The sequence below is a fragment of the Acinetobacter pseudolwoffii genome (assembly GCF_002803605.1).
Taxonomy (GTDB): Bacteria; Pseudomonadota; Gammaproteobacteria; order Pseudomonadales; family Moraxellaceae; genus Acinetobacter; species Acinetobacter pseudolwoffii.
This window is the reverse complement of sequence record NZ_PHRG01000001.1, coordinates 27,661-44,962: the sequence shown is the minus strand read 5'-3', so window position 1 is coordinate 44,962 and position 17,302 is coordinate 27,661. Positions and strand designations below refer to the sequence as shown.

Sequence of the window (17,302 nt, the reverse complement as noted above, 5' to 3'; positions counted from 1 at the left end):
TTTCAAGAATTTCACTGTAAAAAACCCGCGCATGTCGCGGGTTTTTTCTATACTGGGTTAATATAAAGCAAAGAATGTTGAATTAGATTGTTATGACTAAACCACGTAAAAAACATACCGGATTTTTTCCTTGGAATGATCCTAAAGACCATGCGCAAGGTTTTAAGTTAAATTTTTCTGAAGTTACGTATTTGGAAGTAGGGCGTACCATTGAAGGTTATAAACAAGTACAGTTTGTTGAACTGAAAAATCCTGAACTGGCACTTACATTTGACTATCCAAAAGAGTTTTATTTAAGCGCTGAAGGCTTAATTTTAATTAAAACACCCCAAGGCAAATTTGAAGTGATTGCTAAAGCAGATAACTGTTAAACATGACGTATTTTTCTAAAAATCAGCATGCCTTGATGCCCACTATGTCTGCTGAGCTAAAACCATGGCTGTATGCATCAGGTTCTCTGACACAGCAATTGACCGGCTTGGCGCAGGGACAATTTCATGTTGAGCCTATTCAAGAGCATTTTCAGCGTTTAAGCTTCGCCAATGCCAAATGGATGCAGATGTCACATCAGCATACTTCCTGGGTGCGGGAAAGCTATCTCTATGGTTCAGAACAGTCGCCCTGGGTGAAAGCAAAGAGTATTTTTCCAATTTTAAGCCTGCAAAAAAAAGCCCGAATCTTTCAGCATATTGGGACTAAGCCAATTGGCTGGTTCCTGTTTCAACGGACGAATCCACTCTGCCAGCGTCGGGTCATTCTTTTAGAAGAGGGTTGGACGCGTCAGAGCTGCTATACTTGGCACGGCTGTAAATTTATCGTACAAGAAACATTTTTACCGGCATTTGAAAACTTTATACAAAATTCAAGGGCTTGACTTTATATGGCAACTGCACAAGCAATAACCTGGCGTGAGCGTCTTGGCGCCTATTATTATCTTTGTCGTTTTGATAAACCGATTGGTACTGAACTGGTCTTTTGGCCAACCTTGTGGGCGTTATGGATTGCGGCTCAGGGGATGCCACGCATTGAAATTTTAATTCCCATGATTTTGGGTGTGATTTTTATGCGGGCGGCGGGTTGTGCCATCAATGATTTTGCTGACCGTAAAGTCGATGCGCATGTGGAGCGTACTAAAAACCGACCACTAGCGACCGGAGTCATCAGCGCCAAAGAAGCGGTGATGGTATTTCTGGTTTTGGTGGCTGCCAGCGCCTGTCTGCTATTTTTCTTGCCGATCGAAACTTTTTACTGGTCATTTGGGGCTTTGCTGTTAGCGTTTATTTATCCTTTTATGAAACGTTATACCCATTTGCCTCAGGTATTTTTGGGTGCAGCATTTTCCTGGGCCATACCCATGGCCTATACCGCTGTTGGGCAAACACCTGATCTGACTTGCTGGTTATTGTATTTTGGTAATCTGGCCTGGACTGTGGCCTACGATACTCAATATGCGATTGCAGACCGTGAATATGATTTAAAGATTGGAGTAAAATCAACCGCAATTCTGTTTGGTCGCTATGATATTCCAATCATTAGCACCTTGCAGGCGAGCAGTATTTTATTGATAGGTGCTGCACTTTGGCTGGAAAATTTATTGATTCCATTTGGCTTGTTAGCACTTTTGCTGGTTGCTGCTGATTTTATTTACCAATGGTTTAAAACTCGCGATAAAAATCCACAGCTATGTTTTTGGGCATTCCGTCATAACCGTTGGATTGGCCTCATTATTTTTGTGGGAATATTGTTTGCTCTAAGATAATTACCGTATGTCGGATAACAACAAAAGCATCCTATAAAGGATGCTTTTTTTATGATTAATTTTGAGTGATCTCGATTAAGAGATAGGGAATAACAATAAAAGGATAGAAATATGCAGAACAGTTATAAGAAATTGATGTTAGGTGTGCTGTGTTCCTCGGTACTATTTTTATCTGCGTGTAACGATGATGATAATAATGATTTCTTTGTCCCGCAGCCTCAGGTTTTTCTCGGTGAACAAACGTATACCCAAGATGTTATGTCTCAAGCATCAAGTATTCGGGTTATGCGCTATAACATGCCAAATGTACAGAATAGGACTGCAGAAGCTACTGCCTTGGTAATTTATCCGCGAACACAACAACCACGAGATGGTTGGCGTGTTGTTGTCTGGGAGCACGGTACAGTAGGGAGCGGTGATAGTTGTGCGCCAAGTCGAAATACTTTTAACCCACGCTTTAAAGCCATGGCTGAGAGTCTGCTTGCCAAAGGCTATGTGATTGTTGCTCCTGATTATGAAGGATTGGGTACACAGGGCATTCATCCTTATTTACATTTAGAGAGTGCGGCACAATCTGCAATTTATGCAGTGAAAGGATTTAAGCAACAGCAAGGGAATAGATTTAATGGAGCTTGGGTTTCTGTGGGTCAATCACAAGGGGGGCATGCTTCGCTTGCAACGGCAGAATTTGCAGGAAATGATCCAAACTATAAGGCAGCGGTTGCTGCGGCACCAGCCTCCAGCCTAGGTTATATTATTGGTACAGTTGCCCCACAAGCTTTAAATCGATTAGTTTTGGGCGAGGGTGCTGGTGTTGTTCCGGCAGGAACTGCCAAAGCTGTGTATTCAGAATTACTTGCTTATGCAGCATATGTGGCAGTTGGAATTAAAGCTTATGAGCCAAATTTTGTATATCAGAATATTTTTGAATCCAGTGCAAAACTGGTTGCTGAGCGTGCAGAAGGAACCACTGGTGAAAATGGCTTGTGTCTAGGCGATTTAATGACAGAGTTTAGTGCAGATATCGATCAATGGTTGCGGCAGAATCCTGGAAGAACAGTAGCTGAATATCCGGGGTTGATAGATGCTTTTGATCAAAACAGATCTGTGAAAGAATTTTTGGTGGAGAACCAACCCGCGACTAAAAAAATCAGTGTACCAGTCATGATTATTCAGGGTAAGGAAGATATGGCAGTACCTTATGATGTTACAGATGTTTTGCAAAAGAATTTGGCAGCTTTGGGTACAGACGTGACTTTCCTAGGGGTTGAGGGCGCAGGACATACTCAAGCAATTGTAGAAAAGAATGCTGAACTGGTTGCATTTATTGAAGAGCATATGCCAGCTAAGTAAAGAATAGAGTTATTAAGATCTACAAAGGAGCTTCGGCTCCTTTTTTACAGTAAAACTTTTCAAAGACTTGAGCTATGACTTTATTTTGTTATATTGAGCAGTGCAATTAAGTGAAGAAATTAAAGTAGGTTTGTTATGTCTGAGCAGCCGCAGCCCCGCAGTGTTAAAAAGCTGGTAATTTTAGGTGCGCTGGTATTATGTATACCGATATTTTTGGTGAGTATGGCTTTTCTTGCGGTAAATAGTGATGCTAAAAATCAGGAAAAATATAAACAGCAGCAGGCAGAAATGATTGCGCGCATCGAAGCGCGAGAAGCTGCGGAAAAGCTCAAAGCAGAGCAAGATACAAATTCAACCCAAGCTGCATCCGAAAGCGCAGTAACCTTACCTTAAATTATCTCAAATCTCTTTGCAGTTGTCTGATGCTTGGAATCTGAGTGTATCGAATCACGGTATAGCCTGCTGCAATCAGCATAGCATCCCGTTCAGCATCTTCCTGCTCTTTGCCAATGTGGCTGGGATCATCCAGTTCAATAATGGCCAGTACATTATAGTCACGATCAAGCACCACAAAATCTGTAACTTTACGATTGAACTGATTACGCATGTTCATCTGGTCATGCGTAATCAAGGCGCTAAAGGCAACCTGAGCCAGAATATGATGATGAGGAAAGGCTTCTTTTAGGCGTGTAAACATCCTGCTTTCAAAAGCAGTAATCACACGCTTCGGATAGAATTTTTTTTGACGGGTGAACAGATGCGGGAAGAGCAGGCAAACTAACGCAAAAGTTGCCAGGCAGCCAATCACAAAAAATATAAACTGACTCAAATTAAACACAGATCACAAATAGGGAAGAATAAAAAAACCCACTTCGCAATGAGTGGGTTTTTTCAGAATCTTGGCTCTCCCACCTGGGCTCGAACCAGGGACCTGCGGATTAACAGTCCGTCGCTCTACCGACTGAGCTATGGGAGAATAGATTGGCTCTCCAACCTGGGCTCGAACCAGGGACCTGCGGATTAACAGTCCGTCGCTCTACCGACTGAGCTATTGGAGAATCTGACAGCGATTATAGAGAGATTTGAAAAGGGGTCAAGGCACTTTTAGAAAAAAGCCGAAGAAATTGAATCAAGTGTTTTAAAAATAGTCGAAAAGGCTTGGAGTTCAAACTGTTATGTTTATGTAAACAGTCGGAGCAGTCAGATTGTTATCAGCCTTAATTTTTATAAGTGATCTGGCTCAGAGAATATAAGGTAGCTAATTGTATATACAGATATCACTACCGATCTCAATTTAAAAAAGCAGATATAAAAAAACCCACTTCGCAATGAGTGGGTTTTTTAGAATTTTGGCTCTTCCACCTGGGTTCGAACCAGGGACCTGCGGATTAACAGTCCGTCGCTCTACCGACTGAGCTATGGAAGAATAGATGGCTCTCCAACCTGGGCTCGAACCAGGGACCTGCGGATTAACAGTCCGTCGCTCTACCGACTGAGCTATTGGAGAATCTGATCGGCATTTTAGGCAGGAAACCCAAGGTCGTCAATCAATTAATGTAAAGAAATGAATTGTTTGCTTTATAAATATTCATTTGGGGCTTAAAAATAAAAAAATCACCCGAAATGGGTGATTTTTTAGCAAAGAAATAAAGAATTATTTCTCAACACCTGCAGGCTGACCTGCATATTTCGCATTTGCATAATCCCAGTTTACTAGGCTTTCCAGGAAAGTAGAGATGTATTTAGGACGTGCATTACGGAAGTCGATGTAATAAGCATGTTCCCAAACGTCAATCGTCAATACTGCAACTTTACCGTGCGCCATTGGCGTATCAGCATTTGAAGTTTTCATGATTGACAGTTGACCGTTTACTTGGTCAGCCACTAACCAAGCCCAACCTGAACCGAACTGAGTGGTTGCAGCAGCAGCAAATTCTTCAGCAAATTTTTCGTAAGAACCGAAAGCTTCATCAATTTTTGCAGCCAAAGTACCCGTTGCTTTACCGCCACCGTTTTTAGCCATACAGTTCCAGTAGAACGTGTGGTTCCAAACTTGAGCAGCGTTATTGAAAATACCTGCTTTAGACGCATCACCAGCAGTTGCTGTAATGATTTCTTCTAGAGTTTTGCCTTCAAGCTCAGTACCAGCGATCAGGTTGTTCAGGTTAACCACATAAGTATTGTGGTGTTTGTCGTGATGGTATTCTAAAGTTTCTTTGCTGATGTGTGGAGCAAGATCTTCGTAGCCATAAGGTAATGCTGGTAAAGTAATGGTTGTCATGTTCTCAATTCCTTGCATTTAGCTGGGTTTTAACAATAAGTGGCTTTATTGTAATAGATAATCGGACCAAATGGGCATTGCGTATAAATAACAATACACAATAAATCCTGAAAATATATAAATAAAGCTCGTGGAAAATGCTGTCAGCGAGAATTAAATCGGATTGTTTAATTCGTAATAAGCATACTCAATATTAAACTGTTCTGAAATCGCTTTGGCCAGGCGCTGTACACCATATTTTTCAGTGGCATGATGGCCACAGGCATAATAATGTACATTCAGTTCCTGAGCTTCATAGAAGGTGCGTTCGCTCACTTCACCAGAAATATAAGCATCACACTCTTGTAGCGCTGCTTTATGAATATAATCCTGCGCACCACCGGTACAGAAACCGACTTTATGGATTTGAGTTTTGTCCGCAGGAAGATGAATTGCATCAAAGCCAAGTTTTTCTGAAATATGGTTTTTAAAATATTCAGGACGCATCGGTTGTTTTAAATAGCCAATATTGCCAATCGGATGGCGTTCACTCGGATCCAACTGTTCAATATTTTCCAGTTCTAATAAATCTGCAATCGCCGCATTATTGCCTAAAGTTGGATGACTGTCTAAAGGCAGATGATAGCCAACCAGAGAGATATCATTTTGAATTAAGGCTCTAATCCGTTTACCGCGCATACCAGTGATCGGATAGGCTTCACCTTTCCAGAAATAGCCATGATGAACCAGCAGTAAATCTGCGCCTTGCTCAATTGCCGCTTCGATCGCACTTTGCGAAGCACTCACGGCACACAGGATTTTATTGACCTCAGATTTACCTTCAATCTGCAAGCCATTCGGTGCATAGTCCTTAAATTCACGTGCTGCCAAAGTCTGTTCACACCACTGAATAATATCGTTTAAATTCGCCATAAAATTCCTGTTCGTTTAAAAATTTGCCAATATTTATCTTTATATTTAATTGTAACTAAAGCTGCACAAAACTCTGTGGAATTTTTTGTGTTTAGTTATGTATTTCGCATTACAATAGAACACAAATTACTTAGTCATCAACGAATTAAAATATTTTAGAGGATAACAACGTGCGCCGCACCTTTACATGGTTACCCTGGGTGTTACTGATTTTGGTCATTATCGGTTTTTTGGGGTGGCAACAACTACAAAAACCAAAAGCACCGGTTGCACCAGATGGTGTCAAGATGCCTGCTGAAAAAGTAGAGCCGTTGATTGATACGTCGCGCTCAGGAGGCGTGGTCTCCTATAGTGCTGCGGTAAGAGTGGCAGCGCCGGCTGTAGTCAATATCTTTACCACTCAAAAAGTCAAACAGCAGGCTCATCCTTTGCTGACCGATCCGGTCTTCCGTGAGTTTTTTGGCGATCAGTTGCCTGACCAGTATGGACAAAGTCCGAATGAGAACAGTTTAGGTTCCGGGGTGATTGTACGTCCTGATGGTTATATCCTGACCAATAATCATGTGATTGCACAGGCAGACCAGATTGTGGTGGCATTGCAGGATGGACGACGTGCTGAAGCAAAAGTTGTGGGAATGGATCCAGATACCGATCTGGCAGTGATTAAAATTGAACTGGATCAATTACCCGTGTTGCCTTTTAAATTGAGTGGCAATGAAGTCGGTGACGTCGTTTTGGCCATTGGTAACCCATTTGGTGTGGGTCAAACCGTAACGCAAGGGATTATTTCAGCAACAGGGCGTTCAGATCTGGGCATTAATACCTATGAAGACTTTGTGCAAACCGACGCTGCAATTAACCCGGGAAATTCAGGCGGAGCCTTGATCGATGTCGCAGGTAACCTGATTGGGGTGAATACGGCAATTTTCTCGCAAACTGGTGGTTCACTGGGGATTGGTTTCGCCATTCCAGCCAAAATCTGCCAGCAGGTGATGAATGCTATTCTGAAAGATGGCCGTGTCGTTCGTGGCTGGTTAGGAATCAGTTTATTACCGACAGAACGTGATGATGTACTGCAACCTAAAGAGAAAGGGGTGACTGTCGCAGAAGTGCTGGCAGATGGACCGGCAGCGAAAGCGGGCATCCAGCGTGGCGACAAAATTATGAAAGTGAATGAGGAAGAGATTAGTTCGGCTTCGCATTTAATTAATTTTGTTGCCCTGCAAAAGCCGAATAGTACCATTCAGATTGAAGTAGAGCGTGCTGGAAAAACCATGATGCTGGATGTAGTAGTGACTGAGCGTAAAGCACAAAACAGTTCTTCCCAATATATTCCACTGCCCGGTCAGTAAGTTTCTATTTAAAAAATCCCTCTGCAGAGGGATTTTTTTTGCCTGTTATTTTTTAGTTACCTGATACAAAAATGAAATACGGCTTTTGGTTTAAATCATTTAACTTGATGAAATTACATCAAAAGAGAAAATAAAAAATGACTTTTATGACGGCGGATCAGGCCAAGGTTTTATCAGATGTGGCCAATTTGAATATTGAGGTCTATAAGCCGCGTCTAGCCAAGCTAATTGAAGAAAATGCGAAACAGGGCAATACCGCAGTCATTACTGTATTTCCCAAACATTTGCCTTTGGAAGATATTCGGGCTTTATCAGCCGAGTTGACTGAACTGGGCTATAACGTACGTTTTGAAGTGCTGGAGTTTTATTATAGCTTTAATGTGTACTGGCTCTAGTGTGAATCTTCATTGAACTAAGGCTTATTTTGAGCCACTATTTTACTGGATCTGTCTGATCTTGATCTTATGAGTGATCGGGTTGTATGTGATCAAAGACGCGAGTTTTTATAAGTAGGTGCTCAACTCTAAAAAATCTATCAGTTTTATTTTAGAATCATTAGTGTAATGTACCGAGAATCTACAACTTCTCGGTACATATTCATTTGACGGATAGGCTGAGATCAGGGTAAGCAACTAAAATCAGCTGAGCTTTATTTAGCCTAAGTAACTTATGAATCATCTGCAAAATTAAATTGTGAGCTTATTTCTAAAACGGCTCAATTTCATCTGCAACCAAATTATTCCTGATTCACCTGATATTCCTGGATCACTTCAAGTGCCGCCCGAAATGCTTCCTGAGTTGCCGGTGCGCCGCAATATGGCAGGCTATGGAGTAACACTTCCTGAATTTCCTCAACCGTCGCACCGTTGTTAAGAGCGCCCCGAACATGGCCTTTTAGTTCAGTGGGGCTTTTTTGAGCCGTAAGGAAAGCAATGGTAATTAAAGAACGATATTTACGTGGCAATACACCTTCACGTTGCCAGGTTGAACCCCAGGCATGTTCATTAATCCAGTCTTGTAGAGGCTGGGTAAAAGGCACGGTATTTTCCTGTGCACGTTTGACAAAGCTTTCACCCATGACGTCAGTACGGACTTTCAGGCCATTTTCATAATCTTGTTGTGACATGGTTTACCCTCAATTTTCTTATAGCTCTAGCTTAGTGCTTTTTATGCGAAATACCATCGTGCCATAGTCGTAAAAAAGTGGCTAAAAAGCCACTTGGAAAGGTTCTAAAGTGAAATATTCAACTGCGATCCCACTTTGGAATTTATGACACCTTTGGTCAAAGTTTGATTTAAGGCGAAGTTGAGTGTAAAGGATCGGTTTGAACAGAAGTATCGGTTCCTGTCGCATCTGCTTTACGAATATGGGGGTTCTCCAGCTCCAATACTTCCTGTAAATGCAGATCAAAGACATCTGTCAGCATGCTGTCATAACGACGTGCATTATAGTGAAGCAGTTTTTCTGCTTCTCCATCATTAATAAAGCCATGTTGCTGTGCATCTGTCACATGCTCGGCAAAGCTTAAACCTTTAAACTGACCTTTGTTTTCAGCTTTTTTAAAGCGATCCCAAAGCTGTTCAATATCCAGTAGCAAAGCGAAAGTCGATTCCATGCGTCCAGTGACATCAGTTTCATGGGTATTGTAATAGACATGCTTTTTCAATACCTGACGGAATGCGTTATCTTCCATCATGCTATTTGCAACCTGCTGTTTAAGCTGGTCTGAGGGTTTGTGTACAGGACGGCCAAATGGGAAACATAACAGCTTGACCATGCCTGCTGCTGCACCGGCCGGGAAGTTAGCAAACAGATCATAAAATGCTTCCTGCGCTGTATAGAGTGACTTTTCTATTGCAAGCTGTGCATGCAAACGTTCAGCTTCAGTCTTTTTGCTATGCTCAAAATACTTCAGAATAGAGGAGGCAATAAACAGGTGAGCATGAATATCGGCGAGATGTCCGGACAGCATTTCTTTGCGTTTGATATCGCCTGCCAGCAAACCCAGACACATGTCTGCGGTTAAGGCAAAGTTGGCGCTCAGCCGGTTAATGACCTTGTAATAAGGTCGGGTAAACTCAACTGCACTTTGAGGTGCTGTACTTGAACCACCCGTAAATGCGTAGGCAAAGGAACGGGCGGTACGGTTAAAGGTATAACCCAGATGTTTAAACAGCAAATGATCAAAAGGGTTGAGTGCTGCTGCCGGGTCTTCAGCCTGTAAGAGTTGTAATTCTTCATAGAGATAAGGATGACAGCGCATTGAACCCTGACCGAAAATCATCAGGGAACGACTGAGAATATTTGCACCTTCAACGGTAATGGAGACAGGAATCGCTTGATAATAAGGTGCCAGAAAATTACGTGGCCCCATCTGAATGGCGCGGCCACCGACCACATCCATCCCGTGATTCACCACCTTACGCATTCCCTCCGTGGCATAGTATTTGGCAATCGCTGTCATTACAGCAGGCTTGCCGCCCTGATTAAGGCCACAAGTCACCAGATAACGGAAAGCTTCCAGCATATAGGTATCACTGGCAATTTCACTATTGGCTTCCTGAACACCTTCAAACTTGCCGACTGAAATTTTAAATTGTTGACGGATTCGGGAAAAAGCCCCGACATTTAAATAAGTCATTTCTGCCGCAGAAGTAGACAGTGCCGGTAGGGAAATGCCACGACCCACAGCCAGACATTCCATCAGCATGCGCCAGCCCTTACCGGCATTTTTTACGCCACCAATAATCCAGTCCAGAGGAATAAATACATCTTTACCTTCAACTGTACCATTCATGAATGGTGGGCCGGGATTATGACGAGGACCTACTTGCACCCCTTCGTGACTGGCAGGTAGCAGGGCACAGGTAATACCATATTCTGTCTGCTCGCCCAAAAGATGATCCGGGTCATACATTTTAAAGGCCAGACCTACCACTGTTGCAATGGGTGCCAGCGTAATCCAGCGTTTGGAAAAATTCATTCGCAAGCCTAGGACTTCCTGACCTTCAAACTGGCCATAGCAGACCACGCCAGTATCGGGAATAGCGCCTGCATCAGAGCCGGCTTCAGGACTGGTCAGGCCGAAACAGGGAATTTCTTCACCTCGCGCCAGGCCCGGCAGGTAACGGTTTTTCTGTTCCTCAGTACCATAATGCAGCAATAGTTCACCCGGGCCGAGAGAATTCGGTACCATGCAACTCACGGCCGTGGTGAGGGAGCGAGAGGAAATCTTGCTCATCACCCGGCTTTGGGCAAAAGAACTAAATGCGCGACCACCATATTCTTTGGGGATAATCAGGCCTAAAAAACCATGCTCCTTAATATATTGCCAGACATGATCAGGCAGCGCTTTCTGCTCGTGAATTTCCCATTCATCCAGCATGCTGCACAAGGTCTCAACTTCATTGTCCAGAAAAGCCTGTTCTTCTAGCGATAATTTGGGATAAGGATAGCTATTAAAGGTTTCCCAGTTCGGTGCACCCATAAACAGTTCTTTTTCCCACCAGCTGGTTCCGGAGTCCAGTGCTTCACGCTCTGTCGGACTGATGCTCGGCATGGCATTGGCCAGCGCTTTATAGGCCGGTCTGGAAATAAACGACATGCGCAAAGGGTCGATTATCACCACGAGGCTGATCAGGATGAGTGGGATACCAAGAATCAGTGACCACGGACTAAGAAAGGCACAGACCACTGACACGACCATCAGCACGATTGCACCCGCACTACGCGAGAGCTGAAAATAGAAAACTGCCCATAAACTCAGTAATAGCAGTAGCACAGCGAAAATAAATGACATTGTTATATTTCTCCAGATTTATACAACACTGGCTTTGTCTGGATTTCTCGGATATTTCACCACCGTTCATTCATTTTTAGTCGTTCGAGAATCAGACAGGTTTAGCATTGGATTTGTGAGAATGATCTTTTTAAGTATGGCAACGATATGTTTAAGTCTTGCATCTATTTTGAGGTTGTTGGAAAAATGATCAATCTTCAAGTGAGAACGCGCAAAGAAATGTGAAGATAAGTAATGACTTAATCTTTATCTAAAATAAAAAATGGGGTTTAACGCTCAGTAAAATTTTAATATGGATATTAAAAAGCCCTCTACTGGAGAGTAAAGCTGATCAGTTAAAGAATTTAGAAATAGACTCTTTAACTGCTTAGTCGTTCAAGATGGAGTCTTAACTTTTTAAATCAAATATTTGTAAATCATTTGTTACTTTGGTTTCGCCCAAATGAGAAGCGAAACTTCGCAAGGAAGGCATCTTGTGATCCCTCACCGCAAAACTCGTCAGCCACCATCCACTAGTAAATTTGTCATGGAAACCATCATTTTTTTAATATTGCCGTGCAATATACCTCATGCTTCAAACAGTTGCGGATAACTTTGCTATCTATCAAATATAATACTGAATTTAAAAAATAAAATGCCAGTCAATTGCTTAACTGACTGGCATTACTCTACTTGAGAGGGCTTTTATTTCATTGGTTTAAACAGGACTAAGCTTCAATGGCCTGAACAGCAATTTTCTTGGCAGGGTCAGTTTTACGACGCACTGCTGGAACCGGTTCGCCGTAGTATTGACGATCGGCAAAGTAGCTTGAACGAACCATGGGTGCTGCCCAGATATTGCGGAAGCCCAGTTTTTGGCCATGTTCGGTATAACGTTCGAATTCTTCAGGGGTCACAAAGCGATCAATCGCTGCATGTTCTTTAGAAGGCTGTAGATACTGACCAATCGTCACATAGTCCACGCCGTGTGCATGCAAATCGTCAAGTAAGGCAAGCACTTCTTCTTCAGTCTCACCAATACCGACCATCAGGCCACATTTGGTTGGAATATCCGGGCAATATTCTTTAAACATTTTTAACAGGTTTAAAGAGTGCTGATAATCAGAACCTGGACGCATCGCCTTATATAAACGCGGTACTGTTTCAATATTATGATTAAACACATCGGGTGGACATTCGGTCATGATGCGCAGTGCAATATCCATACGGCCACGGAAGTCCGGTACCAGAATTTCAAGCAAAGTTTTTGGACTTAAAGCACGTGCTTCTTTAATACAATCGACAAAATGCTGCGCACCACCATCGAGTAAGTCATCACGGTCTACAGAGGTAATCACGGCATATTTCAACCCAAGATTAGCAATGGTTTCGGCCATGTGGCGCGGTTCATCTGCATCCAGGGCATTTGGCCGACCATGTGCTACATCGCAAAATGGACAGCGACGGGTACAGATATCACCCATAATCATAAAGGTTGCGGTACCGCCACCAAAACATTCAGGCAGGTTTGGACAGGCTGCTTCTTCACAGACAGTATGTAGTTTTTGCTCGCGAAGCGTTGTTTTAATCCGTTGTACTTCTTCCGGCGCTGCCATCTTTACGCGAATCCAGTCCGGCTTACGTGGTGTTTCAACCGTAGGGATCACTTTTACAGGAATACGAGCGACTTTCTCTGCGCCACGAAGTTTGACACCCTGTTCAGGTTTACGGTTTTCAGACATATTCAACTTTTCCACTGTTTTTGAAGGGGGAGATGATCAAAGATAGCGCGTTTATTATAACGAACTTAGCTATAAATAGGGCAAAAAGGGGTATTCATTTAAAAAATGTTCTCATCAACCAATATATGTGAGTTAAATACACAAAATCAACAGGATTTACGTCATAATAAGCAGGTAGATTAAAGTGAATTTTTTAATTTTGAGGAGCGTTGAATGCCACGTAAAAAAGAGGTCGTTAGTGGGACTTTCGTTAAATATGATGCGGTAGTTCTAGGTTCGGGCCCTGCGGGCGAAGGCGCGGCAATGAAACTTGCCAAATCTGGTAAGCGTGTTGCAATCGTTGAGATGCGTGAACAGCTAGGTGGTAACTGTACCCATGTGGGTACCATTCCAAGTAAAGCATTGCGTCAAACGGTATCCAGTATTATCCGTTATCAACGTGATCCACTGTTTCAGAAAGTTGGGGACTGGAAACAGTTCACCATGAAGCAAGTATTGCGTCATGCGCATAAAGTGATTCAACAACAAGTAGATACACATTCACGGTTCTATGACCGTAACAAGATCGATATCTATCATGGTCGAGCCTATGTTCAGGATCAAAATACTATTTTTGTATTTAGTCCAGACGGCATTAAAGAAACCTTGATGTTTAAGCAACTGGTCATTGCCAGCGGTTCGCGTCCGTATCGCCCAGAAATTCTTGATTTTAATCATCCACGTGTATTTGATTCAGATAAAATTCTGGATCTGGACTTTTCTATCCAGAAAATCATTATTTATGGCGCAGGTGTAATTGGCTGTGAATATGCATCGATTTTTATTGGTCTTGGGCATAAAGTTGATTTGATCAATACCCAGCACAAACTGTTAAGCTATCTGGATGATGAAATTTCCGATGCGCTGTCTTATCACTTGCGTGAGCAAGGGGTGCTGATTCGTCACAATGAACAGATCGACTTCCTGGAAACATTTGATGATCACGTGGTGATGCACACGCAAAGCGGCAAAAAAATTAAAGCCGATGCAATTTTGTGGTGTAACGGCCGTTCAGGCAATACCGATGGTTTAGGTCTTGAAAATGTAGGTCTGAAACCAAACAGCCGTGGTCAATTGACTGTAAATGATCAATATCAGACTGAAGTTGAAAATATTTATGCTGCCGGTGATGTAATCGGTTGGCCGTCGCTTGCATCTGCTGCTTATGACCAAGGTCGTTGCGCGGGTGCCAATATGAGCGGTGAGCCAGACGTTGCCCCCGTTACTGATATTCCAACCGGAATTTATACCATTCCCGAGATTTCTTCGATTGGTAAAACTGAGCAGCAGTTGACTGAAGAAAAAATTCCGTATGAAGTCGGTCAGGCCTCGTTCCGTCATTTGGCGCGTGCGCAAATTACCGGTGACACTATGGGCGAATTAAAGATTTTGTTCCATCGTGAAACGCTGGAAGTTTTGGGTGTACATTGCTTCGGTAATAATGCATCTGAAATTATCCACATTGGTCAGGCGGTGATGAACAGTCCAAACAATACGATCAAGTATTTTGTGGAAACCACGTTTAACTATCCGACCATGGCGGAAGCCTACCGTGTAGCGACACTCAATGGTATGAATCGTTTATTCTAAGCGAGATGTTTGCCTTGGATTTAAAAAACCCGTAAGTGAAGGCTTGCGGGTTTTTTGTTTTAAATGCTTTAAATCAGCTAGAAGATAAAGCATTGACCAATTCAATTCAATTCGGATGAAGATAAAGTTGATTAACTTGCTTTTTAAGCAGCCATTTTTCGGCATTCTTCTGCACAACGGCGACAGGCTTCTGCACATTGCTGACAATGTTCATGTTGGTGCTGACTGCATTCTTCTGCGCAATAATCACAAGCCTTGGCACACAGCTCGCAGATTTCCTGCATAAAAGGCGATTGCTTCTGCTCCATACGCGCGCAGAGCTGACAAATATCGGCACAATCCAGACAACGCTGGATGCATTCACGCATCATTTCTACATGTTCTTCTTTTAAGCAGGCAGCTGCACAAGCAGTACAGGTGAGGGAGCAGCTCATACAGGTTTGAACACAATCTGACAAATGACTGGTATTCATCTTTTTCTCCTTAAGGCGATAAACATATTCATGACTGAATACGCTAAGCAGAAAAAGGAAAACACACTAGGTTAATTAGGTGAGAAAAAGTAAAGAATAACTTGGTTATGTAAAAGGATATACGAAAGAATCTTATATTCATCAAGCTTGAAAAATAAAATTCACTCGAGCAGAACTGGCAATATCCCAAAAATAAAACACCATTGAGGTGGTTAGTTCCTCAATGGTGAAAGTGTATACCTCGCTGATCTAATTATTCTGGAAGGCTGGATCGTCCTTTTTTTATTATGATGTTTCTCATTAATACAGGCGACTACCGGCAAGACTGATCCGTTTGAGTAAATGGTGCTGATCGGCTGGAAAAGGACGACTGGAATGTAAAGTCTCGGAATTTTCTTGTTCATGAGCATCTAAGAAAATTGCCGATTGAAACAAAATTAAAAAAGTAATGATCGAAAGTTTATAAATAACCTTGTATTTTTATTATTCTATTGATTATGAATCATTTAAGGTATTGTGCTGTGAATTGTGTTTATTTAGCTGAGTAAATTTCAGCAGTTTAATGCGCACAAAAGGCCTGATTAAAGTATTCAAACAGCTGCGGTGTCTGGATCCATAATGCCACCGACAGAGCAAATAAAAGCAAGAGCGCCACAGCAATCGAGATTTTGAGTATGAGCATAGAATCAGTCATGCACAATTTGCTCCTCATTGACCCAGAAATGTACCAATACGCCAAAAATGCTTAAGGCAATCGACAGCATCCAGACAGCATTATAATTACCACTCAAGTCATGATTGACTCCGCCAAGATAACCACCGAAAAACGAGCCGACCTGATGGGTAAAAAACACGATACCACTGAGCATGGTCAGGTATTTCACCCCGAACATATTCGCCACAATGCCGTTGGTGAGCGGAACGGTCGATAGCCAGAGTAATCCCATAATGACACCAAAGGCATAGACTGTCCATGTGCTCAGTGGCAGCATGAGAAAGGCAATAATTGCGATCCCGCGTAAGCCATAGAGACCCATCAACAAATGCGGCTTGGAATATTTACCCCCGAGCCAGCCCGCAGTATAGGTGCCGACCACATTAAATAGACCCACCAATGCCAGAAAAATAGTCCCTGTGGTGGCATTAAAACCGTGATCAATCAGATAACCCGGCAGGTGAATGCCAATAAATACCACCTGGAAACCGCAGACAAAAAAGCCCATAGACAGAAACCAGAAGGGTTTATGATTTTTCACTACCAGCAGAATCTGTTTAAAACTGAGGGACACTTTATTGGGTGTAGATGCTGCATTTGGATGAATATACATTGGTGCTTTCAGCATCCAGGCCAGTGGTACAATCAGGGCAATCAAAATCGCACTGACCACCAATGCTCCTGACCAACCGACATTCTGTAACAGCAACAGGGTCGAAGGCAGCATGATAAACTGGCCAAAAGATCCGGCAGCACTGGCAATACCCATCGCCAGACTGCGTTTTTCTGGTGGTGCAGCACGTCCTACAGCAGACAGTAAAACCGGGAAAGATGTTGCAGACAGGGCCAGACCTAAAATCAGGCCCACACTCAGATTTAACAGCAGTCCAGTAGAACTGATCGCCATGAGTAGCAAGCCCACGGCATAGAGTGCCCCACCTAAGGCAACGACAATCTTGCTGCCATATTTATCTGCGAAGGCTCCAGTAATGGGTTGTACTGCTCCCCAGATCAGGTTTTGCATGGCAATCGCCAAGCTAAAAACATTATGTCCCCAACCAAATTCATCACTCATCGGCACCAGATAAAGACCAAATGCATGACGTACGCCCAATGACAATGCCAGAATGATAGCGGAGCCAATCAGCATAAAAATAAGCGCTTTGGAAAATGGAGTATCGGACATAGGGCAGGCAGGCAGATAAAGTCAGCGCTTATAGTATTCGATTCAGGTAAAGGAGGCGATAAAATAAAAATTGATCGAAAGATAAATTTTTTTTATCAATATTTTAAGCCTAAAAAAACGG

17 protein-coding genes, 4 tRNA genes and 1 pseudogene are annotated in these 17,302 nt (G+C 42.7%); 8 read left to right on the top strand and 14 right to left on the bottom strand.

Annotation, left to right across the window (positions count from 1 at the left end; translation table 11 throughout):
* The first annotated feature begins 92 nt into the window (after positions 1 to 92).
* The 5 genes from CWI32_RS00240 (at position 93) to CWI32_RS00220 (ending at position 3,505) form a co-directional block, all read left to right on the top strand.
* On the top strand, positions 93 to 371 hold the full coding sequence (locus CWI32_RS00240) for a hypothetical protein (RefSeq protein ID WP_100534371.1): 279 nt from the start codon (positions 93 to 95) through the stop codon (positions 369 to 371).
* A 35-nt stretch (positions 372 to 406) separates the two neighbouring features.
* Positions 407 to 874 (top strand): chorismate--pyruvate lyase family protein, encoded by a 468-nt coding sequence (locus CWI32_RS00235; protein WP_035337906.1) that lies wholly within the window; start codon positions 407 to 409, stop codon positions 872 to 874.
* 6 nt (positions 875 to 880) lie between these two features.
* Positions 881 to 1,759, top strand: a complete 879-nt coding sequence (ubiA, locus tag CWI32_RS00230) for a 4-hydroxybenzoate octaprenyltransferase (RefSeq protein WP_005096418.1) — start codon at positions 881 to 883, stop codon at positions 1,757 to 1,759.
* Between the two features lie 111 nt (positions 1,760 to 1,870).
* Positions 1,871 to 3,112, top strand: coding sequence for an alpha/beta hydrolase family protein (locus CWI32_RS00225; protein ID WP_100534370.1), 1,242 nt, complete (start codon positions 1,871 to 1,873; stop codon positions 3,110 to 3,112).
* 135 nt (positions 3,113 to 3,247) lie between these two features.
* Positions 3,248 to 3,505, top strand: coding sequence for a hypothetical protein (locus tag CWI32_RS00220; RefSeq protein WP_005096421.1), 258 nt, complete (start codon positions 3,248 to 3,250; stop codon positions 3,503 to 3,505).
* 1 nt (position 3,506) lies between these two features.
* Here CWI32_RS00220 and CWI32_RS00215 read toward each other — a convergent pair whose 3' ends face one another.
* The 7 genes from CWI32_RS00215 to CWI32_RS00185 form a co-directional block, all read right to left on the bottom strand.
* On the bottom strand, positions 3,507 to 3,950 hold the full coding sequence (locus CWI32_RS00215; protein WP_005096422.1) for a DUF2726 domain-containing protein: 444 nt from the start codon (positions 3,948 to 3,950) through the stop codon (positions 3,507 to 3,509).
* 62 nt (positions 3,951 to 4,012) lie between these two features.
* Positions 4,013 to 4,088: transfer RNA gene (locus CWI32_RS00210), tRNA-Asn, on the bottom strand.
* 6 nt (positions 4,089 to 4,094) lie between these two features.
* Positions 4,095 to 4,170, bottom strand: a tRNA-Asn gene (locus tag CWI32_RS00205).
* Positions 4,171 to 4,462: 292 nt separating this feature from the next.
* A tRNA-Asn gene (locus CWI32_RS00200) sits at positions 4,463 to 4,538 on the bottom strand.
* A 5-nt stretch (positions 4,539 to 4,543) separates the two neighbouring features.
* Positions 4,544 to 4,619: transfer RNA gene (locus CWI32_RS00195), tRNA-Asn, on the bottom strand.
* A 147-nt stretch (positions 4,620 to 4,766) separates the two neighbouring features.
* Positions 4,767 to 5,393: a superoxide dismutase SodB gene (gene sodB, locus CWI32_RS00190; protein WP_005096423.1), complete on the bottom strand. Its 627-nt coding sequence runs from the start codon at positions 5,391 to 5,393 to the stop codon at positions 4,767 to 4,769.
* A gap of 153 nt (positions 5,394 to 5,546) precedes the next feature.
* Positions 5,547 to 6,305, bottom strand: a complete 759-nt coding sequence (locus CWI32_RS00185; protein ID WP_100357212.1) for a Nif3-like dinuclear metal center hexameric protein — start codon at positions 6,303 to 6,305, stop codon at positions 5,547 to 5,549.
* A 170-nt stretch (positions 6,306 to 6,475) separates the two neighbouring features.
* Between CWI32_RS00185 and CWI32_RS00180 the strand changes: the two genes are divergently transcribed.
* The gene (locus CWI32_RS00180) at positions 6,476 to 7,657 is read left to right on the top strand and encodes a trypsin-like peptidase domain-containing protein (protein WP_005096426.1); all 1,182 of its coding nucleotides are present in this window, start codon (positions 6,476 to 6,478) and stop codon (positions 7,655 to 7,657) included.
* A gap of 137 nt (positions 7,658 to 7,794) precedes the next feature.
* On the top strand, positions 7,795 to 8,052 hold the full coding sequence (locus tag CWI32_RS00175) for a hypothetical protein (protein WP_005096427.1): 258 nt from the start codon (positions 7,795 to 7,797) through the stop codon (positions 8,050 to 8,052).
* A 341-nt stretch (positions 8,053 to 8,393) separates the two neighbouring features.
* Here the strand turns inward: CWI32_RS00175 and CWI32_RS00170 are convergent, their stop codons facing one another.
* The 3 genes from CWI32_RS00170 to lipA form a co-directional block, all read right to left on the bottom strand.
* Positions 8,394 to 8,783, bottom strand: coding sequence for a carboxymuconolactone decarboxylase family protein (locus tag CWI32_RS00170; protein WP_100357211.1), 390 nt, complete (start codon positions 8,781 to 8,783; stop codon positions 8,394 to 8,396).
* 169 nt (positions 8,784 to 8,952) lie between these two features.
* Positions 8,953 to 11,457: an acyl-CoA dehydrogenase gene (locus CWI32_RS00165; protein WP_100534369.1), complete on the bottom strand. Its 2,505-nt coding sequence runs from the start codon at positions 11,455 to 11,457 to the stop codon at positions 8,953 to 8,955.
* Positions 11,458 to 12,164: 707 nt separating this feature from the next.
* The gene (gene lipA / locus CWI32_RS00160) at positions 12,165 to 13,178 is read right to left on the bottom strand and encodes a lipoyl synthase (RefSeq protein WP_005096430.1); all 1,014 of its coding nucleotides are present in this window, start codon (positions 13,176 to 13,178) and stop codon (positions 12,165 to 12,167) included.
* 213 nt (positions 13,179 to 13,391) lie between these two features.
* Between lipA and sthA the strand changes: the two genes are divergently transcribed.
* Positions 13,392 to 14,807 (top strand): Si-specific NAD(P)(+) transhydrogenase, encoded by a 1,416-nt coding sequence (sthA, locus tag CWI32_RS00155; protein WP_005096431.1) that lies wholly within the window; start codon positions 13,392 to 13,394, stop codon positions 14,805 to 14,807.
* A 143-nt stretch (positions 14,808 to 14,950) separates the two neighbouring features.
* Here sthA and CWI32_RS00150 read toward each other — a convergent pair whose 3' ends face one another.
* The 4 genes and pseudogenes from CWI32_RS00150 to CWI32_RS00140 form a co-directional block, all read right to left on the bottom strand.
* Positions 14,951 to 15,280, bottom strand: coding sequence for a four-helix bundle copper-binding protein (locus CWI32_RS00150; protein WP_100534368.1), 330 nt, complete (start codon positions 15,278 to 15,280; stop codon positions 14,951 to 14,953).
* Between the two features lie 300 nt (positions 15,281 to 15,580).
* Positions 15,581 to 15,676 (bottom strand): annotated as a pseudogene (locus CWI32_RS15285) (TauD/TfdA family dioxygenase); the annotation flags it as partial.
* Between the two features lie 163 nt (positions 15,677 to 15,839).
* Complete coding sequence (locus CWI32_RS15455) at positions 15,840 to 15,974, bottom strand: hypothetical protein (RefSeq protein ID WP_005096435.1); 135 nt, start codon at positions 15,972 to 15,974, stop codon at positions 15,840 to 15,842.
* A complete protein-coding gene (locus CWI32_RS00140; protein ID WP_100534367.1) occupies positions 15,967 to 17,181 on the bottom strand; it encodes an MFS transporter in 1,215 nt (404 codons plus the stop codon). The genes CWI32_RS15455 and CWI32_RS00140 overlap by 8 nt, the downstream gene beginning before the upstream one ends.
* Positions 17,182 to 17,302 lie beyond the last annotated feature (121 nt).